General features: G+C 39.2%; 15 protein-coding genes and 1 pseudogene. 11 read left to right on the forward strand and 5 right to left on the reverse strand.

What is annotated here, in order from left to right:
- The 7 genes and pseudogenes from ESZ39_RS07080 to ESZ39_RS07110 form a co-directional block, all read left to right on the forward strand.
- Window positions 1–196, forward strand: a 196-nt coding sequence (locus tag ESZ39_RS07080) for a transposase (protein WP_191321720.1), incomplete at its 5' end; no start/stop codon positions are given.
- A gap of 394 nt (window positions 197–590) precedes the next feature.
- Window positions 591–3,146, forward strand: coding sequence for a nitrite reductase large subunit NirB (gene nirB, locus ESZ39_RS07085; RefSeq protein ID WP_146879214.1), 2,556 nt, complete (start codon window positions 591–593; stop codon window positions 3,144–3,146).
- Window positions 3,147–3,321: 175 nt separating this feature from the next.
- The gene (gene nirD / locus ESZ39_RS07090) at window positions 3,322–3,657 is read left to right on the forward strand and encodes a nitrite reductase small subunit NirD (protein ID WP_146879215.1); all 336 of its coding nucleotides are present in this window, start codon (window positions 3,322–3,324) and stop codon (window positions 3,655–3,657) included.
- Window positions 3,658–4,334: 677 nt separating this feature from the next.
- A complete protein-coding gene (locus tag ESZ39_RS07095) occupies window positions 4,335–5,525 on the forward strand; it encodes an alginate export family protein (RefSeq protein ID WP_146879216.1) in 1,191 nt (396 codons plus the stop codon).
- 116 nt (window positions 5,526–5,641) lie between these two features.
- Window positions 5,642–7,099 (forward strand): annotated as a pseudogene (nirB, locus tag ESZ39_RS07100) (nitrite reductase large subunit NirB); the annotation flags it as partial.
- Window positions 7,100–7,198: 99 nt separating this feature from the next.
- Window positions 7,199–9,898, forward strand: coding sequence for a nitrate reductase (locus ESZ39_RS07105; protein ID WP_146879217.1), 2,700 nt, complete (start codon window positions 7,199–7,201; stop codon window positions 9,896–9,898).
- 173 nt (window positions 9,899–10,071) lie between these two features.
- A complete protein-coding gene (locus ESZ39_RS07110) occupies window positions 10,072–10,773 on the forward strand; it encodes a VC0807 family protein (protein ID WP_146879218.1) in 702 nt (233 codons plus the stop codon).
- A gap of 411 nt (window positions 10,774–11,184) precedes the next feature.
- Here the strand turns inward: ESZ39_RS07110 and ESZ39_RS07115 are convergent, their stop codons facing one another.
- The 5 genes from ESZ39_RS07115 to ESZ39_RS07135 form a co-directional block, all read right to left on the reverse strand.
- A complete protein-coding gene (locus ESZ39_RS07115) occupies window positions 11,185–11,466 on the reverse strand; it encodes a DUF1145 domain-containing protein (protein ID WP_191321721.1) in 282 nt (93 codons plus the stop codon).
- A gap of 15 nt (window positions 11,467–11,481) precedes the next feature.
- Window positions 11,482–13,107 (reverse strand): GMC family oxidoreductase, encoded by a 1,626-nt coding sequence (locus ESZ39_RS07120; protein ID WP_146879220.1) that lies wholly within the window; start codon window positions 13,105–13,107, stop codon window positions 11,482–11,484.
- Window positions 13,108–13,175: 68 nt separating this feature from the next.
- Window positions 13,176–15,140, reverse strand: a complete 1,965-nt coding sequence (locus ESZ39_RS07125; RefSeq protein ID WP_146879221.1) for an alkyl/aryl-sulfatase — start codon at window positions 15,138–15,140, stop codon at window positions 13,176–13,178.
- A 94-nt stretch (window positions 15,141–15,234) separates the two neighbouring features.
- Window positions 15,235–16,596, reverse strand: coding sequence for a DUF1329 domain-containing protein (locus tag ESZ39_RS07130; protein ID WP_146879222.1), 1,362 nt, complete (start codon window positions 16,594–16,596; stop codon window positions 15,235–15,237).
- A gap of 31 nt (window positions 16,597–16,627) precedes the next feature.
- Window positions 16,628–18,469 (reverse strand): DUF1302 domain-containing protein, encoded by a 1,842-nt coding sequence (locus ESZ39_RS07135; protein ID WP_146879223.1) that lies wholly within the window; start codon window positions 18,467–18,469, stop codon window positions 16,628–16,630.
- Between the two features lie 227 nt (window positions 18,470–18,696).
- On the opposite strand from ESZ39_RS07135, the gene ESZ39_RS07140 reads away from it, so the two are divergent.
- From ESZ39_RS07140 to ESZ39_RS07155, 4 genes are all read left to right on the forward strand, one after another.
- Window positions 18,697–19,722, forward strand: coding sequence for an AraC family transcriptional regulator (locus tag ESZ39_RS07140; RefSeq protein ID WP_146879224.1), 1,026 nt, complete (start codon window positions 18,697–18,699; stop codon window positions 19,720–19,722).
- Window positions 19,723–19,964: 242 nt separating this feature from the next.
- Window positions 19,965–21,098 carry a WD40/YVTN/BNR-like repeat-containing protein gene (locus ESZ39_RS07145; protein ID WP_146879225.1) on the forward strand — a complete coding sequence of 378 codons (1,134 nt, stop codon included), beginning with the start codon at window positions 19,965–19,967 and terminating at the stop codon, window positions 21,096–21,098.
- Window positions 21,099–21,108: 10 nt separating this feature from the next.
- Window positions 21,109–23,457 carry an efflux RND transporter permease subunit gene (locus ESZ39_RS07150; RefSeq protein WP_146879226.1) on the forward strand — a complete coding sequence of 783 codons (2,349 nt, stop codon included), beginning with the start codon at window positions 21,109–21,111 and terminating at the stop codon, window positions 23,455–23,457.
- On the forward strand, window positions 23,457–24,872 hold the full coding sequence (locus tag ESZ39_RS07155; protein WP_146879227.1) for a coniferyl aldehyde dehydrogenase: 1,416 nt from the start codon (window positions 23,457–23,459) through the stop codon (window positions 24,870–24,872). The genes ESZ39_RS07150 and ESZ39_RS07155 overlap by 1 nt, the downstream gene beginning before the upstream one ends.
- Window positions 24,873–24,877 lie beyond the last annotated feature (5 nt).

Here is a 24,877-nt window from a genome sequence, read left to right on the forward strand (position 1 = left end):
ACCCGCTTATTCACCTGAATTAAATCCAATTGAACAGGTATGGCAGTGGTTAAGACAGAATGAGTTAGCGAATAAATGTTTTAAGGATTATGACGATATTGTTGAATCTTGTAGTAATGCATGGAACAGCTTCATAAGTGATATAAAAAGGGTGAAAGATATATGCTTTAGAGACTGGCTAAATTTGAGTGGTTAATTAATGTAATTGGTATTACACACCCGATAAATCGCTTTGATTTATAATGGCTAATATAATGCCTAAGACTGGCTAACAAACTTTCCTAAAGCGTAAACCGTCTCTTCAACTTGATATTATATAAGCTCAGCAGCTAATCCTGTGCCATTTTCAGTGATGACTACTAGTAGACGGTCACTTGTATTGTATGCCCACTTGCTGCTCATCATTATGGCGCACACCATTGGTGCGTTAATTTCTTCACCGTAGTGCAAAATCTCTATTTCGACTAAGCACTTAAACTCTATCCAATTGAATTTATTATTAAAAATATATTGGATCATTTATTGCAGATAACAAACCATTATCTAGTTCCGCTAATACAGCGGTAATTTAAAGAAGTAGGACTGCAAAAATGAACACACAAGCTCAAAAAATAGTCGTCGTTGGCAATGGCATGGTTGGCCATCATTTTGTTGATGAAATGGCGAAACATGCAGGCTATGAAATTACCGTACTATCAGCTGAAGATCGTTTAGCTTATGACCGTGTTCACTTGTCAGAGTATTTTTCTGGAAAAACTGCTGATGATTTAGCCATGACTACGCCAGCATACTATAACGAAATTGGTGTTAACTTTTTCACCAACGCGAAAGTAACTGATATTGATAAAGCTGCAAAAATCGTTACCACTGAAACGGGTGACACTTTCGCTTACGACAAATTAATTATGGCAACTGGCTCATATCCTTTTGTTCCCCCTATTCCAGGTAAAGAGCGTGACCATTGCCTGGTTTACCGTACAATTCAAGATTTAGAAGACATTCAAGCGTCAGCTAAAGCCGGTAAAGTCGGTGTTGTGGTGGGGGGTGGTTTATTAGGCTTAGAAGCCGCTAACGCACTTAAGGAATTAGGCTTACAGACACACGTGGTAGAATTTGCGCCACAATTAATGGGTGTGCAATTAGACAAAGACGGTGGCGCTTTACTTCGTTCAATGATCGAAGATATTGGCGTGCAAGTGCATACCCAAAAAGCCACCAGCGAAATTGTTGATGGCGAAACCTGTGTTCACCGGATGAATTTTGCTGATGGGACACATTTAGAAACTGACGTTATTTTATTTTCTGCGGGTATTCGCCCTTATGATAACTTAGCACGTGAATTTGACTTGGCCGTTGGCGAACGTGGCGGCATTGTGGTTGATAACCACTGTAAAACCTCTGACGAAAGTATTTACGCTATTGGTGAGTGTGCTTTATGGAATAACTTTATTTTTGGTTTAGTGGCGCCAGGTTACACTATGGCAAAAGTTACTGCCGATAACATTATTGGCGGTGAGCAACAATTTACCGGTGCGGATATGAGCACTAAGTTAAAATTAATGGGCATGGACGTGGGTTCAATTGGCGATGCCCATGCACGTACTCAAGGCTGTAAAAGCTATGTTTATTCAAACCAACCTGATCAAATTTATAAAAAAATAGTCGTCAGTGCAAATGGTAAAGAATTAATAGGCGCTGTTTTAGTGGGTGATACCAGTGAATACGATACATTATTACAATACGCATTAAATGGCATTGAATTACCAGAAAACCCCGACGGTTTAATTTTACCAAGCTCAGGCGAAAAACCTACTTTAGGCGTGGACGCTTTACCTGATACCGCCACTATCTGTTCATGTTTGAATGTCACCAAAGGCGATATCATTGCTGCTATTGATTGTGGCGCCGTTGATGTCGGTGAAGTTAAGTCGTCAACGAAGGCAGGAACGGGTTGTGGTGGTTGTGCCGCATTATTAAAAAAAGTAACCGATCACGAATTAGAAAAACGTGGTGTTGAAATTAGTACTGACCTTTGTGAACATTTTGCTTACAGCCGGGTGGAGTTGTTTCACATTGTGCAAGCTGAACAAATTAAAACCTTTGACCTATTAATAGAAAAACACGGTTCAGGTTTAGGCTGTGAAATTTGTAAGCCAGCCGCCGCGTCTATTCTTGCTTCGGTATGGAACGATTACGTATTAAAACCAGACCATGTCTCACTGCAAGACACCAACGATACCTTTCTAGGTAACATGCAAAAAGATGGTACTTACTCTGTTGTTCCACGTATGCCTGGCGGTGAAGTAACACCGGACAAATTAATTGTTATTGGTGAAGTCGCTAAAGAATATAACCTATATACCAAAGTAACCGGTGGCCAACGTATCGATTTATTTGGCGCCCGTGTTGACCAATTACCCGCGATATGGAAACGATTAATTGATGCAGGTATGGAAACAGGTCATGCCTACGGTAAATCATTACGTACGGTAAAATCTTGTGTGGGCAGCACTTGGTGTCGTTACGGCCAACAAGACAGCATGGCAATGGCTATATTTTTAGAAGATCGCTATAAAGGTTTACGCTCTCCTCATAAAATTAAGTTTGCTGTCTCAGGTTGTACACGCGAGTGTGCTGAAGCACAAAGTAAAGACATTGGTATTATCGCCACTGAAAACGGCTGGAACTTATACGTCAGTGGCAATGGCGGCATGAAGCCTCGACACGGTGACTTATTTGCCACTGATTTAGATGATCAAACTTTAGTAAAATATATTGATCGTTACTTAATGTTTTATGTGCGCACCGCCGATCGTCTAACTCGTACTTCTGTCTGGTTAGAGAATCTAGAAGGCGGTTTAGCCTACATGGAAAAAATAGTGAAAGACGATCACTTAGGGATTAATGCTGAATTAGAAAAACAAATGCAAAATGTGGTTGATACCTATCAATGTGAGTGGAAAACAACCATTGAAAGCACCGAACAACTAAAACGATTCCGTCAGTTTGTTAACTCTGACACCGTCGATGGCAATATCGAGTTTGTTACTGAGCGTGATCAAATTCGACCCGCTCAAGGTGATGAGAAAAAATACGGCGTTCAAATTCAAGCCATTGATTTAATACCAGTTCCATTAAGTTTGTGATCTTGTTGTGCGCAGGAAAAATAACTCAAGGTAAGGCGCTCGATTGAGCAATAGCTGGCTATTGGGAGTGAGAGCAACACAGCCTTGAGCTATTTTAACTAGTACAAGTGAGCAATAACTTAATGGGATTGGTATAACACCTGCATAAGAAACGTTTACCCATAAGGAAAATAAAATGACCACAGAAAATACCTGGCAAACCATCTGCCCAACCAGTGATTTAATTAAAAATGCAGGTGTTTGCGCCTTATTAGCCAATCAAGAACAAGTAGCCCTATTTCAAGTAGGTAACGATACCGTTTATGCTGTTGCTAACTTTGACCCCTTTGGCAAAGCAAATGTTTTATACCGCGGTTTAATTGGCGAAACTAAAGGTGATGTCTATGTTGCTTCACCCTTATTAAAACAGCGCTTTGTTTTAAATACCGGAGCCTGTTTAGATGATGATACCTTCGCGATTAAAACCTATCAAACACGCGTTACTGAGGGCAAATTAGAAATATTCGGTTAAGTCTTTACTCTTATCGATTTTACCATCCCAGCTTAAGTGATTAAGCTGGGATTTTTGTTTTTAGTGATGTAGAGATAAGCGTATCAACAAATTTGATCACGTTAATCACTACAAAAATTTTATTGAAAGTACCATTTTCAACCTATGAACAACAATACTTTTGTTGATAGCATGTTTTTGCATAAGAGGCGGGCATAAAAGCTAAACTGATAACCATCAATCATACGCTAGTGATAAATGTAGCGTGATTGAACCTGATGAAGATAAATAAAACTTAGTGAGCTCAATATTGAATACCAAATGGGATAACTTTATTTATGCTCAGATTCTGTTCGTTATTTTTATTTTTATTTTTATTTTTATTTTTATTTTTATTTTTATTTTTATTTTGGTGCAGGCTTGCATCATAAACTAACAAAATACCGCTAATAAAAGCCTCGTAAAAACTAATTCGTTGATATTAAACAACTTAATTTAATGGCATAAAACCTGCTCTATTCCTTTAAATATAACCTCTTATTTTCTCTGATTAAATTAAATTGACAAAAACACCTTATTTTCATCGAACAAATATCTGATGTTGCTAAATGTATATAACAATATTGAGCCATTAGTATTTAACCAGTAAAAACCATAAATTTAACCGCGATTTTAAAAAGAAATTCAAGGGATAAACCATGCAACCAGTTCGTCAACTTTCAACACTTACTGCATTGATTTTATTAGCAGGCTCAAGTGTTTCAGCTAACGCCAATAGTGAGCGAGAAACCCAAGCTAAAACCAGTGTCGATTTGAACTTGCGCTACGAGGCAGTTGCTCAAAACAACGCTTTAAAAGATGCCTCGGCATTAACTTTAAGAACCCGATTAAATTACACTAGTGCTAGCTACCATAGCTTTACAGGCGTTATTGAATTTGAAGACTCACGCCAAGTAGCGGGTATTAACGACTATAACGATACCGTGGGCAACAATACGCCATATGCTATTGTTGCCGATCCAGAAACTACTGAACTAGACCAAGCTTTTGTGCAATACCAGCAAGGTAAAATCATCGCTAAAGTAGGTCGACAAATTATCACCTTAGATAACCATCGTTATGTTGGCCATGTCGGCTGGCGCCAAGATAGACAAACATTTGATGCAGCAACACTAGATTATGCTCCATTAGATAATCTACAAATGAGCTATAGCTACATTAATAAACGTAACCGTATTTTTGCACAAGTAAAAAATCTGCACTCAAAAGATCATCTACTTAACATTACTTATAAAACGAACTATGGGCAACTAACCGCTTACAGCTACCTTTTAGAAGTTGATGAAGGCGCGAAAAACGGTTTAGATACTTTTGGGCTGCGTTTAAACGCTAATAAGAATAAATTTACATACTTTGCTGAATATGCCAGACAAAGTGCTGACAGTAGTACCACTGACTATTCTGCAAGCTATATGGCCATAGAAGGCGGTTATAGCTTTGATGCTGTAGCCGTTAAATTAGGCGCTGAAGTACTGGGTAGTGATGAGGCAATGTATGGTTTTTCAACACCACTAGCGACACTGCATAAATTCAATGGTTGGGCCGATCAGTTTTTGCTAACCCCAAAAGAGGGCTTGGTTGATATATATGCCTCTATTGCCGGTAAAGTCTTTGATGGTAGTTGGACCGTTGCCATACATGATTACTCTGTTGATAAAGCCACCGAGACAGTTGACGATTTAGGCCGTGAAGTCAATGTGGTTTACACAAAGAAATTCGCTAAAAATTATACCGCAGGCATAAAGTACGCCGCTTACTCAGCAGGCGATTTAGCCGCAGCTAAAGTCGACACGGATAAATTTTGGCTGTGGCTTGGTGCTAAATTTTAGCTCACCAAAGACACTTATAATGATAACGCTCAGTACTTTTATTCAGCGTTATCAAAAATTATAAACCCATATAACTATTGCAGCAGGTAAATAAAATTAGCTCAAGTAATCAACAAATCATCGAGAAAAAAAAAGTGGTTGTGGTCGGTAACGGCATGGTGGGTCACCATTTTGTTGAGCAATTGGCTCAATTGAACACAGCTGACCAAGCCATTGAGATAACCGTTTTGTCAGCAGAGCCTCGCCTTGCTTATGACCGTGTTCACCTTTCAGCATACTTCAGTGGCAAAACAGCTGCAGATTTAGCCATGGCTGACGAAAAAACCTACCAAGATTGGGCGGTAAATTTTCAAACTAATGCCAAAGTTGTTGATATCGATCGCAGCAATAAAAATGTTGTCACGCAAAGCGGGCAAGTTATCGCTTATGACAAACTTATTTTAGCTACTGGCTCTTATCCTTTTGTACCGCCTATTCCAGGAAAAGATCGCGAGCATTGTTTGGTTTATCGCACCATAGATGACTTAGATAAGATTCAAGCCAGCGCAAAGGTCAGTAAAGTAGGCGTTGTTATTGGCGGTGGTTTATTGGGTCTTGAAGCTGCCAATGCCCTAAGTCACTTAGGTTTAAAAACTCATGTGGTTGAATTTTCGCCACAATTAATGGCTGTGCAAATTGATGCTGGTGGCGGTCGGTTATTAAAAGAAAAAATTGAAGCCTTAGGTGTTGAGGTGCATACATCAAAAGCCACCAGCGTAATTGAAGACGGCGAAACCTGTCGTTACAAGCTGTGTTTTAGTGATAATACTGTGCTAGAAACTGACCTTATTTTATTCTCCGCAGGTATTCGCCCTTATGACAATCTAGCTAAATCATTCGCGCTTGAAATGGGTGAACGAGGCGGTATAGTGATTAATAACCACTGCCAAACCTCAGATAAAAATGTCTATGCCATTGGCGAATGTGCGCTTTGGAACAACTTTATTTTTGGTTTAGTTGCGCCAGGTTACGACATGGCTAAAGTGGCGGCAAAACATATCATGGGTGAACAAGCCTTATTTACCGGTGCCGATATGAGTACTAAATTAAAACTCATGGGCGTTGAAGTAGGCTCAATAGGTGACGCACACGCAAAAACACCGGGATCAATAACCTATAGCTATCAAAATCAACCTACAGGCGTATACAAGAAAATTGTGGTTTCGAGTGACAAAAGCAAAATGCTCGGCGCGGTATTAATTGGTGATACCAGTGAATACGACTCCTTATTACAATACCTGCTTAATGCCATAGATTTACCTGCATCACCCGAAGCACTGATACTGCCTTTATCAGGAGAAAAACCCACCTTAGATGTTGCGACATTACCTGATACCGCCATTATTTGTTCATGTCATCACGTTACAAAAGGCAATATTATCAGCTCAATAGCTCAAGGGGCTTGTACCGTGGGTGAGATTAAAACCTGCACTAAAGCCAGTAGCGGGTGTGGGGGTTGTAGCGCTTTATTGAAAAGTGTCGCTGATGCAGAATTTGAAAGCCGTGCTGTGGAAGTTAAAAAAGATATTTGTGAGAGTGTCATCGAATAAAATCTAAAAATAAATAAACAAAACTAGCAAAACATCCCATATAAAGCGGGCTGTAAATCATTCTCTGTTTTAAAGGTAAATTTTATGAGTTGTTCTCAATCGTCACATATTGTTCAATCGACTTGTGCATACTGTGGTGTAGGTTGCGGTATTGATATCACCGTTAACAATGGCAAGGCCAGTGCATTAGTGGGCACACTAGAGCACCCCGCCAATTTTGGACAACTGTGCGTAAAAGGCAGTAATTTATTAGCCACCACCGATTTAACCAACCGCCTGCTTGAGCCACAAATAAATAACCAAACAGTTGATTGGTCAACGGCGACAAGCCATGTTGCCAATAAATTTGCACAAATTATTAAAGAGCATGGCCCTGATGCTGTCGCTTTTTATGTCTCAGGACAAATACTGACCGAAGATTATTACCTCGCGAATAAATTAATGAAAGGCTATATCGGCTCAGCCAACATTGATACCAATTCACGTCTTTGTATGTCGTCAGCCGTTGCAGCGTATAAACGCAGTTTTGGTGAAGATGTTGTGCCTTGCAGCTATGACGATTTAGACAGCACAGAGCTGTTATTAATTACCGGCTCTAATGCCGCCTGGACCCATCCAGTGTTATTTCAGCGCATTGAACGCGCTAAAAGACGTAATCCAGCGATGAAAGTTGTGGTTATTGACCCACGTAAAACCGCAACTTGCCAAATAGCTGATTATTTTTTGCCGATAAAACCAGGCACTGACGCCGCATTTTTTAACGGTCTTTTAAACTATTTAAGCGCTAATAATGGCTTAAATAGTGACTATATTGCACAGCACACCCAAGGTTTCGAACAAGCCGTATTAGAGGCAAAAAAATGGTCACTCGCTAAAGTATCAGCCTATTGCGATATTGATCAAAAAACCATGAAAAGTGTCTATCAATTATTTGCCCGTACTGAGAAAGTTCTCACTTTTTTTTCAATGGGAATAAACCAGTCAAACTCAGGCGCTGATAAGTGCCAAAGCATTATTAATTGTCATTTAGCCACAGGAAAAATAGCCAAAGACGGTTGTGGTCCTTTTTCTATCACAGGTCAACCCAACGCCATGGGCGGCAGAGAAGTCGGCGGTTTATCTAATCAATTAGCCTCACATATGGATATTGAAAACCCTGAGCACCGCTCAACCGTACAGCGTTTTTGGCAATCGCCCACTATGGCTGATAAAGCGGGCTATAAAGCCGTTGATCTGTTTGACGCGATGGATGAAGGTAAAATTAAAGCGGTCTGGATAATGGCGACTAATCCCATGGTAAGTTTACCTGATGGTAAAAAAGTCGCCCGAGCACTGAATAAGTGTGAGTTTGTTGTGGTCTCTGACTGTGCTGAAAATAATGATACTTTAGACTTTGCTGATGTAAAACTACCGGCAACGCCATGGTTAGAAAAAAATGGTACTGTTACCAATTCAGAACGCCGAATTTCCCGTCAAACTAATGCAATAGCACCTAATGGCCAAGCAAAGCACGACTGGAAAATAATTGCAGAAGTAGCCACAGCCATGGGTTTTTCAGGCTTTGATTATTCGCATGCTAGTGAGGTTTTTCGAGAGTTTGCTCAATTGTCAGGTTTTGAAAATAATGGCGAACGTGTTTTTGATATTTCGGCATTTTCAACCATTACCACACGACAATATGACCGTTTAAAACCCGTACAATGGCCGGTTAATCACAACTACCCTGAAGGTAAAAAACGGGTTTATGAAGATGGACAGTTCTCTACGCCTTCAGGCAAAGCACTATTTTTTCCTATTACGCCGCGCCAACCAACCCAAAAAACGTCAGCAAAATTTCCCTTTCGATTAAACAGCGGTCGGTTAAGAGATCAATGGCACACCATGAGCCGAACAGGTAAAGCGTCGCAGCTTACCGCGCATACCGATAAATGTTATCTCTATATTAACCCTGAAGATGCCGCACGGTTAAACATAGTTGATGATGAAATAGTCAATATTTCATCAAGTGTAGGGCAAGCAACTGTTCATGCAAAATTAGATAAAAATCAACGTGCTAATGAATGCTTTATGCCTATTCATTGGAATAAGCAGTTTGCTTCTAGCGCCAATGTCAGCAATTTATATGCAAGTATTACCGACCCAATTTCTGGTCAACCTGAAATTAAACACGGGGCCATCGCTTTAAGCAAAACAACATTTAAACAATTTGGACAACTTCATATTAGTGAAGACTTTATTGTTCAAACTCAAATAACTAACGAATTTTGGACCAAAGCACGAACAAGCTATGGCATGAGCTTTCAATTTGCTAATACTAGCCCTGAAACTGATATATTGCACTGGTGCCAAACAACCAGTCAAATCTCCGGTGAATGGCTGCAATTTAGCCAAGAAAGCACCCGCTATGTTCTTTGTTTGCAAGCAGGTAAATTAGTGTTTTTATGTTACAGTTCAGCAACTAATCCAAATATCGAAAGCGCATGGCTTGAACATATTTTCAGTCAAACAAGTTTGCCAGAGCAAGATATTCAATCCTTGTTATCGGGTACTTCAAGTGAGGAATTCGCTAAAGGTAAACAAATCTGTAGTTGCTTTAATATTGGTGAAAAAGACATTATTAGCGCCATTAAAGCTGGCTGTAGTTCAGTTGAACAATTAGGTGACACCTTAAAATGTGGTACCAATTGTGGTTCATGTAAACCAGAGCTCAGTGTTTTACTTAACGAACACAGCATAAATACCACAGAAATAATTAACTCAACTTTTATAGAAGAGATCGCATAACTTGCCAATCATCGTTTTAATGTCAGCATTGAAATGATGACTACACTGGCCAATAAATGTCATCTGCAAAATCATGGAGCGGGTATAGCATGACATTTTAGCTATTATTAGCTAAAATGCTAGCAGACTTAAATAAACTGGCTATAGTCAGTTGCGCCTTAAAATGAAATATCATGTCAACTCAAACACCCACTAAACGCCCTAATACTTTTTTAGAGATTATTTTTAATATTGCTATCCCGTCGGTCATTTTAATGAAATTATCAGGGGATGAATATTTAGGCACTGTATACGCTTTAATTTTGGCGTTATTATTTCCGCTCGGTTATGGCTTGTATGATTTTGTTAAAAATAAGTCAATGAATTTTATTGCCTTACTTGGATTTGTAAGCACCTTATTAACCGGTGGTATTGGTTTATTTGAGTTAGATGTACAATGGCTAGCCATTAAAGAAGCCGCCATTCCTTCTGCGATTGGTTTAGTTGTACTGATATCTGGCTTCTGGGGTAAACCCTTAATTGCAAAGATCTTGTTAAATCCACTGGTGTTTAATTTAGAATTAATCTATCAAACCCTGGAAAATAAAAATAAAACTGATGAGTTTAAAGCCAAAATTCAGCGAGCAAATCACTTTTTATCAACTACTTTTGTTTTTTCTGCAGCCATGAATTACCTCTTAGCTAAATGGATTGTTGTTAGCCCTGCAGGTACCACGGAGTTTAATGAACAATTGGGTGAGATGACCCTATTGAGTTATCCAGTTATTGCGATACCTTCGATGATCATGCTGATTGCGATTATGTTTTATGTCGTCAGAAGTACCATGAAATTAACTGATTTAAAATTAGATAACATCTTGAATAGTGAAAAATAGCTCTAAAACTGACTATAAAATTTATTACAAACTGCAAGCCGAATAAACTGAGCGTTAAGCAAATATTTACTTGATAAAAGCAGTTATACCAAGTTGATTAATTACCTGCTCATTTTTAATGGTTAAAATGAATAACTACAGCGTTATAAAATTTATAAAGTGAATAACTACTGACTAAATTTTATGCCTTGTATTTATCCATTTTTCCTCATGAAAAAGGTGATCACTTAATTAATCAAATTGGTATTACCTAAGCACCTTTTATCATAGCTTGACTATGTCATTTGTATACTTAAAAATATTTTAAAACAGTACAAATCCCGTAAAAAAACCACAGTCAGTTGCCTGAGTGTGGTTTTACTTTACCTAAACTATTTTTACCTAAGCTATTTTTAAGTCAGTATTTTTTTCTTAATCAATCTGCTTTTTAGCCAGCTGCAAAATTGGCAGCCAATAACCAAAGCCCCACAGCATAGTTTGCACAAAGTTCATGGCTAAACCACTTTGCTTTTTAAACTTAGCTTTCATCGCAAAAAACTCAATAAAGTGTACTAAAAGCGCAACACCCGCTAATACCAGAGCATAAAACTGATACTCTGCAGCTAATGGTGACAGCGATAATAGGCCTAATATTGCCAAGACCCATAAACCGGTAAGTAAAGCTTTAAGACTGTATATAACGATATTTAACATCTGCATATTCCTAAATTAATCAGCCAAGATCAGCGCTGACACTTTTTCGGCAATCGCCATTGTTGGCGCGTTTGTGTTACCACTAACCAGCGTTGGCATAATTGAAGCATCAACGACTCGCAGGTTCTTAATGCCATGAACTTTTAACTGATGATCAACCACCGCCATCTCATCATGACCCATTTTGCAGGTACCAACCGGGTGATACACTATGCCTAGGCGCTCTTTTACTTTAGCAAAAATTTGTTCATCGGTTTCAAAAGCTTTGCCAGGATGCACTTCATTATCATAATGATCGGCTAGTGCCGGCGCGGTTAATATTTTACGCAACTGCCTCATACCATCAATCATCACTGCTTTGTCTTTTCCTGCTTCGTCAGAGAAAAAGTTAAAATCAATCTCTGGTGCGTCTTGATAATTAGCAGATTTTAGCGATACTGTGCCAGTACTTTCTGGCCGTAAAACACAAATGTGACATGAAAATCCATGCTGTGATAAAAGTTTCAGGTCACGACCATTATCGTCATATAACAAAGGCAACATATGTAACTGAATATCTGGCCTTTGCACATGCTCACTTGATTTAATAAAGCCACCCGCTTCTAAAATACTATTGGCCAGTTTACCTTTTTTAGCCATAATATATTTCACCGTATCTGGCAGCATTTTCAGTAACCCGGTGACTGACACAGTAAAGCCATCTGTTTTTTTACTTTTGACTAAGACACAAGCATCAACATGTTCTTGTAAATTTTTACCAACCCCTTTAAGTTCATGTACGCAATCAATACCCTGTCCTGCAAGTTCAGTTTTATCACCAATACCCGAGAGCATTAATAGCTGCGGTGAAGCGATAGTGCCACCACTTAAAATCACTTCTTTTTTAGCGGTTATGCTGCTCTTTTCACCTTTGATAACCACATCAACGCCGTAGGCTTGTTGGTCTTTTATAAGTACCTTACTGACTTGCGTATTGGTTAATACCGTTAAATTTTCTCTAGCAAGTACCGGTAGTAAATAGGCATGCGCCGCCGAACAACGCTTGCCATCTTTTATCGTACATTGGTAGTAGCCAACGCCTTCTTGCTCACTGCCATTAAAATCATCAGTAAATTGAAAGCCCGCTTGTTTGCCCGCCTCAATATAACGTTTGCTAATATCGTAGAAAACTGGACGATCGGTAACCTGTAAAGGCCCACTATCGCCATGCAATTCACTTGAGCCACGCTGGTTAGTTTCTGATTTTTTAAAATAAGGTAAAATATCGTCAAATGCCCAACCTTCATTGCCTAAGGCAGCCCAGTGGTCATAGTCTTGCTTTTGACCACGAAGATACAGCATGGCATTGGTAGCAGAGCTGCCCCCTAAGCCTCTGCCACGGGGCACAAACATTGCAGCACCGTGACGAATATCACTTTTAGGCTTAGCATTAAAACTCCAATTAAACTTTTTCAAAAACATAAAGGCTGAAAAAGCGCCTGGGGTATTGACTAACATACTGTTGTTATCACCACCGGCTTCTAATAAACAGACAGTAAATTTACCATTTTCGGTTAATCGATTGGCTAAAACACAACCTGCTGAACCGCCGCCAACGATAATATAATCAAACTTCTTAGCTGATTTTTTTTGACTATTCATTACAAAAACCTCACTTATTTAAATCGGGTTAATTTATTTTTATATTTATATTTATATTTATGCCCATACTATGGTGTAACAATATTGAACCAGAATGGAAATTCATCCATCATCTGTAATAATTGGCCAAATATTTTGCCATTGCCATCGAGCTGCATTTTTCCAGATTTAACCAATTGCCCAAATGACTGTTGTTTTAACAGTAAAAGGTTTAAATCTTTTCGGTCAATAGTGACCGTTAAGTCCGCTTGTTTATCTTGAATATTTTCAATGTTATTCAAATGGGCATTACTTAACTCGACTAAGAATTTTTCATTACGGTCGGGGAAAACAAAGTTAATTTTAAACTGATGTGCCAAGGCTTTATTGGTATTTAACCGTACACCCAAAAAATCAAAAATCAATTCACTACTCATGGCTTTGATGATATCTGGGCCCGCTTTAGTGGCTTTAGCCTTAGTAGGTATGCCGTGGCGCAATTCAAAAGCGGCCGCTAGATAACTATTACGCCAGCCAGCATTTTCAGCTTGATAACCCAATTGTTCTAAGGTGTCTGCTTGTAGATTTTTTGCTGGTTTATTTTCTGGCTGAGCAAAAACTAAGTGATTGAGTAACTCAGCTACCCAGCGATATTCGCCTTTATCAAAAGCTTTTTTCGCCTGAATCAGCACATTTTCTGCGCCGCCCATCAACGCAATATATTTAACCGATGATTGCGCCGGACTCAACTTATTAAGGTTCGCCGGATTGGCGTCATAAAAACCTAAATATTTATTAATAATGCCTCTAACATTATGAGAATAAGAACCATGATAACCGCGGTTATACCACTGATGCGCTAACACATCAGGCACCGCTAATTGGTTATGTATCTCATTTATAGTAACGCCTTTGTTGGCAAGATTTAGTGTCTTATCATGTAAATATCCATACATATCACGCTGCTTTTCTAATACGTCAATAATGTACTCTTTGCCCCACCTTGGCCAAGAATGCGAAGCAAACATGATGTCGCTATCCTGAGCAAAACGATAGATAACCTTATTGATGTACTTACTCCACGCTTGTGAGTCGCGTACTTCAGCGCCACGTAAAGTATAAATATTATGCAGTGTGCCGGTAACATTTTCAGCCAACCAAAGAGTTTTAAACTGGGGGAAATAGGTATTCATTTCTGCGGGTGATTCTGTTCCTGGAGTGTTTTGCATGACCATTTCAATACCATCAACGATAATGCTTTCTTCATCAGCCAAAATTTCTCTCGTTGGTGCAATTAAATCAATATAGCCGGTAGATAAGCCTTTACCGATAGCGGCATCAACTTGGCCTTTAGCGCCTTTTGCAAGCGCATTACCATATTGATAAGTGGCGCGACGCGTCATAGCATTGCCAGCTAAAACATTTTCTTTAATGGCGTGCTCCATAAAACCACGTGGAGCAATAATTTCTACTGCACCAGAATCCACTTCAGCTTGGCTAACCACGCCTTTGATACCACCAAAATGATCGGCATGAGCGTGACTATAAACCACCGCTTTTACTGGAAATTGACCAAGCTCTTGGCTCACCAATGCTAAGGCAGCTTTAGAGGTCGCTGCGGTTAATAGCGGATCAAAAATAATCCAGCCGCTATCACCTTTAATAAAAGTAATATTAGCTAAATCATAGCCTCTGACCTGATAAATACCCTCAGTGACTTGATACAAGCCATAAGCCATATTTAACTTAGCTTGACGTAATAAACTTGGGTTAACACTATCTATATTATCGTTATCAAGTAGAAATTGATAATTACCCAGTTCCCAAACCACGTTACCCAGTTCGTCTTTAATACTGAGCTTTTCTGGGCGTTTGATCAGGCCTTTTTCTACCAAAGAGAAATCAAGGTCATCGCTAAAGGGTAAGTTTTTTAATAATTTGGCTTGATGAGCAATAGTATATTTACTGGCAGGTTTTAACTCAGTATTAGCATAAGCAGACCCCATGCTAACTAACAAGGCACAATATAAAAATACAAAAATACGCTTCAACATATTATTTCTCTTAAATAAGCGACAAAAAAAAGCTGATTAATACCATTGGAAATAAATTCAACAATATTAATCAGCTAGGTTTATTTTACTTAACTTAACGACCTAAACGTCTAAGCGCTGAAGTTGAAAAGTCTTTTCTGTTAACTTTTTCGCCCCAAATCATAAAAGTAGGCTCTTCATTACTTAAACCAGTAACCAAATAGCGGCCAGAATTTAAGTCATGTAAGGTTTCAGCAACTAACCAAGGAGTGTCAACGTCATAAAACTGAATGTTATGGCCTTCTGACAATTTCCATAGTTCACCACGACCATCATATTGATCGATAACAGAGGCGCCCCAAGTATCTTCATCAATAAAGAAGGTACGTTTAGCATAAATATGTCTAGCGCCTTCTTTTAGCGTTGCCTCAACTTGCCAAACACGGTGTAATTCATATCTTAAATGATCAGCATTTAGATGACCTTCTTGTATTAAGTCTTCATATTTTGCGGTGGTATCTAGTAAGTTATAAGAGTTGTAAGGAATATAAAGCTCTTTTTTGCCAACTAGTTTCCAGTTATAACGATCCGGAGCACCATTGTACATATCATAGTTATCAGTCGCTCTTAAACCATCAGTACCTGCGCCTGGGCCATCATAAGCGACATTAGGTGCACGACGAACACGACGTTGACCTGCATTATAGACCCAAGCTTTACGAGCTTCTTTCACTTGATCGATAGTTTCATGAACCAATAACGCTGTACCGGTTAAGCGTGATGGCGCAGTAATTTGTTGCAAATAATAAAACAAGATATTGGCATCTTTTTCATCATCACGGCCACCTTTTAAAAATTCAGGCCAGACTAACTGATCATTCATTTTTACTGGTACAAATGAACCATTGGCTTGTACCGGAATAGTGGTTAAAAAGCGTTTAGCCGTACCACCACGATAACGGGTAATGTGGTTCCAAATAACTTCTGAGCCATTTTGCGCAATAGGAAAAGGGATCGTAGTATCAAAATTAGCCACACCATTACCCGATTGCACTAGTTCAGCTGTGGTCGCATTTTTCTTTACCACATCATAAAGCTCATCTGAGTAGGCAGCGGTTCTTCTAGTCTTATAAATAGGCATTGTATAATCTGCATATTTTTCAAACATAGCGATTTGACCGGCACTCAAGTTAGCTTTGTAATCACTAAAGTTAGCGTTAGTAATCGAAAACAAAACCTTATCTTCACCAAAAGGGTTTGCAGGACGACCTGAGTCTGCACTTGCTGGAGTATTTTTACTGGTGAGTCCACCAGTCCATGCCGGAATAGTACCAGCAGCGTTAGCCGCCATTTCAGCACCTAATGGTGTCAGGGAGTTACCTAATTTAGCTGCTTGTTCTGGACTCACTTTGGCGAAGGCATAACTGCTAACGAGTGATAGCACCAGTAAACTTGCTGTTGTAATATTTTTTTTCATTATAATTCTCTTAATGTTTTTTTCAATATAACTAATATGAAATGCCAAATGACAACGAAACTAAATCTTTATCTTCTAGATTGCTGTGACTACCACCTGAATAGTTGTTGTAACCTAAGGTCATAGAATATTTCTGTTGATATAAAGCTTGGACAGAAAAGCCTAAGTTTTTACGACCTTCATGAAATTGCTGACCTGGGTCTGGTGAATAGCCGTTGACATCATGTGCCCAAAAAATACTGGGTTTTAATGATATGCCCGCATAGACATCGTTATAAGTAAAGATAGCTTTCATGCGGTAACCCCAAGCATTATCACTAACAAAACCATCTGCTCGACAATCACCTGATAATGCACCTGCAGCAGTTAAGTTGGTACAGTTAAAACCACCACCGGCATCAAAATCACCTAAACCAAAGACTGAATTACGGCCATAATGTTGATCAGAGTTTTCAACGCCATCGGTTAAAATCATCCCCACTTCACCAATAACGGTGATGCGAGAAGCGCCTAAGCTGTTTTCAAAGAACTTAATCGCCGTAACTTGTAATTGAGTAACATCAAATTCATCCCAACCCTGTACTTCTTGACCATAGCCAACAGCAGTAACTCTTGGGCTGAAACGTAATACTGGTGATTCAGACAAAGCACCATTTAATATTTCCGGGCCACTGATTTGAATCGGAGTATCTGGCTTGTAAGAAACCTCACCTGATAAAGCCACACCGGCAACATTGGTAGCAAAACTGGCACCAAAGTATTGTAAGTCTTCAGGAAATTCAATATTATAACCTGGATTTAGTGCCGCTAAAGCACCGCCGGTTGGGTCTACCGCTTTAGGCACAAAAACTGGCGTCGGACTTCCTGTGGCTAAAGGCACACTGGTACGAATCGCATTAATTAATGGCACACGAGAATGGATGTTCATGTAGTACAAGCCAAACTCAGTATAATTTAACTCTTCAGCATAATAACGCGCAGCTAAACCATATTGACCACCGTCATCAGGTTCAACATCTGCTTGTCGTTCAGCAGCGAAGCCTCCAGCTAAACCGGCTTGATCGCCAAATGGCCCTACCGGAACAAAGTTACAGCCAGATGCGGCAAAGTCGGCACTAGAAAAATAAGTACCACAACCATCAATTTGGGTTTTTTCCCATTCATATTGATAAAAAGCTTCAATACTTAATTTATCGGTTAAACCTAAGTTAGCGTAAAGCATACCAACCGGTAAAATGCCTTCTTTTAAGGTCGCGCCAGGGCGACGTAACGCAGCAACATCAAAAGGGTTAGATGAATTCATACCACCTTGAATAAAAGTGCTTTCACCCCAGCTCACTACTTGGCGACCTAAACGAACATCCAGAGGAGACGTTCCTATATCAAATGAGCCATAAACATAAGCATCAAGTAATGTCACACCTGAGAATTTAGTATTGTCTTCAAAACCATCATCGCTTAGTGGTGTATTGGGTATAAAGCCATTATTAGAATTACCATGAGGCACATCGCTATCTTTAAGCGCATAGTCGTACCAATATTTAACACGAACAAAAGCCCCAAAATTACCTTTACTCAACTGCAGATCATGCACACCTTTAATGATTTTTGAATAGGCATCATGCTTAGAATAGTTTAAGTTGCCATCATCGGTAGTTGATGTAAAACCCGTACCACCATTGGTTTTACCAATAAAACGCGGATCAGCATCACCAAGTCTCCAACTAGCACCAATATCTAATTGTGAAGTGATTTGCAGTAGAATGTCATTGTCTTCCCCAAAGTTAAAGTCTACGGCCTGCGCTGAGGATGTACCCAGCGCCATAGCAACAACCAGAGCTAATGGTTTGATTTTACAGTTATTAGTTAGCATTTTATTCGCCTGTTATTATAGTTGTAATAGGTAGTGTCGTAGGTAATATAATAGTTATTTGTTATAATTGTAATAAATAATGTAATAGGTAATGTAATATTTTTTCTAAGTTCACATTACGCCAATGGTCAAATTAATATTTCGCTAAATGCGCCAACCTATTGTCATTTCGTGCAATACTCGTAAAATAGAAAAACAATAAAAAATATAAAAATATAGGTAATGTAGTGCAAGATTATTATTCAACATTAACTGGCTGGATGATCCCTATTTCAAGGGCTATGCAAGCAAATGGCATTGACGCTGCAAAAGCGCTAAAAGAATGTGATATCTCGCTAGATGCCCTCTCTGATCAAGAATCTAGTATTGCTGCTGAAAAGTTTGCCCATTTACTTGAATATTGTAATAAAAGATTAGACCGCCATGACTTTTCTGTCTTAGTAGCAGAGCAATTTCATCCAGGTATGTTTCACGCATTGGGTTATGCAATGATGTCTTCCAATACCTTGTATGATGCACTAGAGCGTATTGCTCATTACAAACGTGTGGTGTCAAATACTTGCAAATTGCTTAATCATGAACGCCATGAACATTTAGTGTTTGAGATGAACATTTTCACCTATGAGTCAACCAATAGGCCAGTGCTATCACAAGAGGTTGTCGAGACTTTTTTAGCAACTATTATCCGCTTTGCCCGTGAACTTGTTACCTTAGACTTTGCACCGGTAAAAGTTTGCTTTGCTTACCCTACTCCCCGTTATGATGTCGCTTATCTAAAAGATTTTTTTAACTGTGCCGTAGAGTTTGATAGTAACCAAACAGCCATTATATTTGATCTGAAGCAAACAAAAGAAAAACTAATGTGTGGTAATCCATTGATCACTCACAGCCATGAAAAAATGCTCGACGAATTTATGGCTAGAGTTGATAAAAATGATTTAACGCATGTTATTAAAAACAAAATTTTTGAATTACTACCGCTTGGCGCGCCATCACAAACTGAAATCGCTGAATTTCTCGGCATGAGCTTGCGTAACTTACAACGCAAACTAAGTGACCAAGGCACCAGTTACAAAGAAATATTAGAAAGCACACGCAAAAAATTAGCGATGAATTACATTACTCAAAAACACTTAAGCTTAAGTGAAATTGGCTATTTAGTAGGATTTTCTAGTGTTGGTAATTTTAATCGTGCTTTTAAACGCTGGACCAATCAAACCCCTGGTGATTATCGCCAAGGTCGTAAAGCGTAGCGCATGGCACAAATTTGCAGCTTGAAGTGATACGGGTGTAATCGCTAAGATCAGTTTAAATCTTTGATGAACATAAATTTAAATCGGTTTTAGTCACAGCACCTAAGCCAAATTGAGCTTCAAAAATCCCATCAAAAACTCACTGTGTTGCAAAGATAATCATTTGGCACGTTTAACACCTCTAAATTAATTTTTTATCATCAATACTAGTCAGCAGATTTATATAACTTATTAGGACTTTTATGCGCTCATCTTTTATTGCTTTTAGCGTGATAAACTTATTTTTTCTCGCACAGCTTAATATCGCTGAAGCTAAAACTAACTTAGATTTGCTTGAGTTACCCGCTAAGCAAAGTGCTTTAGCCAGTAAAAGTATACTTATGGCAATGACGCCTGATAATAACGCTATTTTAGCGGTCGGTGAACGTGGCCATATTATCAACTGGAAAAGTCAGTCAGACTGGCAGCAGCAACAGTCACCGGTGAGTGTGTCTATAACCCATATCACGCTTTTATCTAACGGCAGTAAAATAGCGGTCGGTCATGATGGTGTCATTCTTAAAAGTGGCCCTGAGAGTAGCACTTGGCATAAAGTATTTACTGGCGCCAAAATGACTAAGCTTAAAATAGCCCAGGTGAAAGAACAATATAAAGCCTTAGAGCTAGTGATAGCTAATACTGAAGATGAAGACGAACTTGACGAGTTAACCTATCAACTTGAAGATCTAGCCTATGCCATTGAAGATAACCAATTAGAATTAAAGTCTGGCCCAAACAAGCCCCTCTTGTCTGTCACTAGCACCGCTAACGACACCCTATTTGCTACTGGCGCTTACGGCTCATTTTTGACCAGTAATGACCAAGGAGAAACTTGGACTTTGATCAATCAGCGCCTTGATAACCCTAATAACTTTCACCTGAACGCCATTATTACCACCACTGATGACCAGCTTTATATTGCTGGCGAGAATGGCATAGGTTTTCATTCTGACAACCAAGGTGAAACTTGGTCGTCATTAGCATTACCCTACTCTGGCAGCCTATTTGGTATTATCGCTAATCCTAATAATTCTGCTCAGCTGGTGGCTTTTGGCTTGCAAGGTAACTTGATGGTATCGCTTGACAGTGGTGTGCATTGGCAACATAAAAAGTTGCCTACTAGCGCCAGCTTACTCGGCGGCACGTTTTCTGAGCAAGGTAAAGCTTACTTAGTGGGGCACGGGGGGGTAATTGTCGATTTAATCCCTGAAGACCTCAGCACGCTGGCTATTAATAAACACCCTTCAGGTGCAGCACTTTCGAGTGTTTTAGTGCAAGAAAATTCATTAGTTCTCGCCGGACAATTCGGTATTTTAACCTGGTTACTTAAGCAGTAAGGGCAAACTTATGTCAGAGAATAAACCCGTTCATTCGGCGAGTAAATTAGAGCAACTTATAGAGAAATTCGTCTTTGGTCATCGCGCATTAGTGATGGCAGTCATTGCCGTTTGTATCGCTTTACTGACCATTCAAGCGGTTAAAGTTGAGCCTGAGGCTAGCTTTACTAAAATGATCCCCGGTGATCATCCCTTTGTTAATAATTTTTTAACCTACCGAAAAGAACTGGCTGATTTAGGTAATGTAGTACGTATTGTTGTCGAAAATAATCAAGGTGATATTTTCAATGCTGATTTCCAACAAACCTTAAAGCAAGTTACTGACGAAGTTTTCTATATTCCAGGCGTAAGTCGTGACGGTCTTAAATCTTTGTGGACCCCAAATGTTCGCTGGCAAGAAGTCACCGAAGAAGGTTTTGTTGGTGGCGCGGTGATCCCCGATGGTTATGATGGCTCGGCTGAAATGATCGAACGCGTTAAAGCTAATATCTTTAAATCAGGACAAATAGGTGTGCTGGTAGCGAATAACTTCCAATCAGCCATTATTTTAGCGCCCTTGCAAGACATTAACCCTGAAACAGGTTTACCACTTGATTACCGAGAGCTGTCAAAAATTTTAGAAGCAAAGATACGCGACAAATACAGTAGCGACAATATCACTATTCGTATTGTCGGCTTTGCCAAAGTGGTTGGCGATTTAATCGATGGCGCTTTACAGGTTGTGGCATTTTTTGTTTTAGCCGTTGCAATTACTTTTGTATTATTATGGCTTTATTCACGCTGTATACGTAGCACAGTGTCGGTATTAGTCTTTTCTATTTTTGCGGTGTGTTGTCAACTAGGTATTCTTAATTTACTTGGCTTTGGTATTAATCCTTATTCAATGTTGGTGCCGTTTTTAGTTTTCGCTATTGGTGTTAGCCATGGCGTACAAATTATCAATTCAATTATTCATCATAGCGTAACTGGCGCTAATAAAATTGATGCCGCCAAACTTGCGTTTCGCTCACTCTATATCGCCGGTATTACCGCTTTAGTCAGTGATGCTATTGGCTTTACCACCTTAATGGTGATTGATATTGAGGTGATCCGAGAACTCGCGATAGCGGCCAGTATTGGTGTTGCTATTATTATTGTCACCAACTTAATTGCCCTACCTATTTTAATGAGTTACATCGGTGTTTCTCCTGCTGGTTTAAAATATGCCCAAAAATCGGCTCATAAAACCGGTATTGTTGAGCATTTATTTAAAAACTTTGCTAGACCGCCGCTAGCCAAAATAGCGCTAGCCGTTGGTGTTATTCTTTTTGGTTTAGGACTTTATTTCTCACAAGCCATGCAAATCGGTGATTTAGACGCCGGTGCACCCGAGTTAAGACCTGATTCACGCTACAACTTAGACAATGCCTATATTGTTAATAATTACAGTACCAGTACCGACCTATTTGTCATTATGGTAAAAACTGAGGTTGAACAATGTGCTCAATATCAAAACCTAGTGTGGGTAGATCAATTTCAATGGCATTTACGCAACGTGGCCGGTGTACAAGCGGTAAAATCTGTTGCCGATGTTTCAAAATTTGGTCTGTTTGGTATGAACGAAGGCTCATTAAAATGGTATGGCTTAAATCGCAACCAGTTAATGACCAACGCTTCCTTGTCTAAAACGCCACAAGGCTTAATGAACAAAGATTGCTCAATGGTGCCTGTGCTGGTTTTCCTTAACGATCATAAAGCACAAACCCTAGACAATGTGGTTAAAGCGGTAGAAGTATTTAAAGCTGAAAACCAAGTTGATGGTGTCGAATTTCTGATGGCTGCAGGTAACGCCGGTATAGAGTCTGCCACTAATATGGTTATTGAAGATGCACAAACTGAAATGCTAGTGTGGGTATATGCCATTGTTATTCTGATTTGTTTAATCACCTTTAGAAGTGGTCGCATTGTGGTTTGTATTATCACGCCATTAATACTAACTAGTATTATGAGCCAAGGCTTAATGGGCATTTTAGGTATTGGCGTAAAAGTCGCCACTTTACCAGTTATTGCCTTAGGTGTCGGTATTGGTGTTGATTACGGCATTTACATTTTCAGTAAAGTTAAAGAAGCACTCGGCCAAGGTAAATCGTTATATATGACTTATCGCTACGCTTTAAACCAAACAGGTAAAGCCGTTGCTTTTACCGGTATAACTTTAGCGATTGGTGTAGCTACTTGGGTTTTTTCACCAATAAAATTCCAAGCAGATATGGGTATATTACTAACTTTCATGTTTATTTTTAATATGTTAGGAGCGCTAACGCTAATTCCAGCTATGGCATGGTTACTGAAGATAGGCGCTAACAAGGATAAAAAATAATGACAGAAATAATCACGCAAACAGCATTAAATGAGACTTTTTTACAACAAAAAGCATTTTTTGCTCAGCATACTTATCCTAGCTATCAAGAGCGCATTAGCGACTTAATCAAGTTAAAAGCGCTTATTGTTGATAACCAAAGCGCTTTTATTGTCGCCATGAGCGAAGATTTTGGCCATCGCAGTGCTGATGACTCAAGAATAGGTGATATTCTCACCACCGTCATGGGTATTAACTATGCGATAAAAAAATTAAAAAACTGGATGAAGCCTGAAAAAAGACATATCGGGATATTATTTCAACCGGCAAAAGGTCAGGTTATTTATCAGCCTAAAGGTGTTATCGGCATTATCGCGCCGTGGAACTATCCTGTTTTTCTAACGCTGGGACCGTTAACAACCGCGTTAGCCGCAGGTAATACTGCGATGATAAAAATGAGTGAATACACCGCTAAAACCAACAGCTTATTAGCTAAGTTAGTGGCGGAGGTTTTCCCTAGTAATAAAGTGGCGATAGTTTGTGGTGAAGCTGGCATGGCGGCGGCATTTTCAGGTTTAAGTTTTGATCACTTATTTTTCACTGGCTCTACCGGTGTCGGTAAATTAGTGATGAAAGCTGCCGCTGAAAATTTAGTGCCTGTGACCTTAGAATTAGGCGGTAAATCACCGACTATTATTGATGAAAATATTGATATAAAAACAGCGGTTAGTCGATTAATTCTTGGTAAAACGCTAAATTCAGGTCAAACCTGTGTGGCGCCAGATTATATTTTTTGCCCACAAAGCAAAGTAGCAGAATTAACTCAAGCTTTTCAAAGCGCTTATCAAAGCATGTACCCTAATACGCTGGAAAATGATGACTGCACTTGTATCATAAATGATGGACAAAAAGCCCGTATTGATAGTTTATTAACCAATGCTAAAGCGCAAGGGGCAACCATAATGCCGTTGACCCCCCACAGCACTGATAGCTCATCAAGAAAAATGCCTTTAACCCTACTCACTAATGTTAATGATGACATGAGCGTGATGCAGCAAGAGATTTTTGGCCCGCTATTACCCATTATTGGCTATAACAATATTGACGAAGCCATTACTTATATCAATAGTAAGCCTCGTCCACTGGCCTTATATATCTGCAGTTTTAACAAGACATTTCAACAGCAGGTTATATTAAATACTCATGCCGGTGGTGTCTGTATTAATGATGCCGCTTTTCATGTTGCTATTGATGATTTACCTTTTGGTGGTATTGGTGCCTCTGGTATGGGGCAATATCATGGTAGTGAAGGTTTTAAAACTTTCTCACATGGAAAATCAGTACTATCGCGAGGAAAAATAAGCCTAGGGACATTATTATTCCCTCCATTTGGTAATAAAATCCATCAATTTTTATTTAAATTATTTATTCGTTAATTCAC

The sequence above is a fragment of the Colwellia sp. C1TZA3 genome (assembly GCF_007954265.1).
Classification (GTDB): domain Bacteria; phylum Pseudomonadota; class Gammaproteobacteria; order Enterobacterales; family Alteromonadaceae; genus Cognaticolwellia.

Coding starts and splice junctions, on each gene's coding strand:
- nirB (WP_146879214.1), top strand. CDS start 591: ATGAACACACAAGCTCAAAAAATAGTCGTCGTTGGCAATGGCATGGTT.
- nirD (WP_146879215.1), top strand. CDS start 3,322: ATGACCACAGAAAATACCTGGCAAACCATCTGCCCAACCAGTGATTTA.
- ESZ39_RS07095 (WP_146879216.1), top strand. CDS start 4,335: ATGCAACCAGTTCGTCAACTTTCAACACTTACTGCATTGATTTTATTA.
- ESZ39_RS07105 (WP_146879217.1), top strand. CDS start 7,199: ATGAGTTGTTCTCAATCGTCACATATTGTTCAATCGACTTGTGCATAC.
- ESZ39_RS07110 (WP_146879218.1), top strand. CDS start 10,072: ATGTCAACTCAAACACCCACTAAACGCCCTAATACTTTTTTAGAGATT.
- ESZ39_RS07115 (WP_191321721.1), bottom strand. CDS start 11,466: ATGTTAAATATCGTTATATACAGTCTTAAAGCTTTACTTACCGGTTTA.
- ESZ39_RS07120 (WP_146879220.1), bottom strand. CDS start 13,107: ATGAATAGTCAAAAAAAATCAGCTAAGAAGTTTGATTATATTATCGTT.
- ESZ39_RS07125 (WP_146879221.1), bottom strand. CDS start 15,140: ATGTTGAAGCGTATTTTTGTATTTTTATATTGTGCCTTGTTAGTTAGC.
- ESZ39_RS07130 (WP_146879222.1), bottom strand. CDS start 16,596: ATGAAAAAAAATATTACAACAGCAAGTTTACTGGTGCTATCACTCGTT.
- ESZ39_RS07135 (WP_146879223.1), bottom strand. CDS start 18,469: ATGCTAACTAATAACTGTAAAATCAAACCATTAGCTCTGGTTGTTGCT.
- ESZ39_RS07145 (WP_146879225.1), top strand. CDS start 19,965: ATGCGCTCATCTTTTATTGCTTTTAGCGTGATAAACTTATTTTTTCTC.
- ESZ39_RS07150 (WP_146879226.1), top strand. CDS start 21,109: ATGTCAGAGAATAAACCCGTTCATTCGGCGAGTAAATTAGAGCAACTT.
- ESZ39_RS07155 (WP_146879227.1), top strand. CDS start 23,457: ATGACAGAAATAATCACGCAAACAGCATTAAATGAGACTTTTTTACAA.